Raw genomic sequence first — 267 nt, 5'->3', positions numbered from 1 at the left:
GCGGAGTCGCGCTGCTGCAGTTCGGACTGGAAAGCATCGGTAGGCCGATCATCTCCGTTTCGGCGACAGCGTTGGTGTTGGCCGCGGCGATCCTGCTGCTGCTCGCCTTCGGGCGCTATGCGCGCCGCGTCGTTGCACCGGCAGTCGATCTGACACTGTTTCGATTTCGCTCGTTCTGGGTCGGTACGCTCGCAGGCGGCCTGTGCCGCGTTGGCCTCAACGGCGTGCCTTTCCTGTTGCCGCTGATGCTGCAGGTCGGCTTTGGCA

General features: G+C 64.8%; 1 pseudogene. It reads left to right on the top strand.

The annotated features are described in order from the left end of the window. Positions 1-267: pseudogene (locus EOB49_RS35380) on the top strand (multidrug efflux MFS transporter); the annotation flags it as partial.

The organism is Mesorhizobium sp. M7A.F.Ca.MR.148.00.0.0, from assembly GCF_003997735.1.
Taxonomy (GTDB): Bacteria; Pseudomonadota; Alphaproteobacteria; order Rhizobiales; family Rhizobiaceae; genus Mesorhizobium.
The sequence above is the reverse complement of the archived record's forward strand: the minus strand, read 5'-3'. Positions and strand labels throughout refer to the sequence as shown.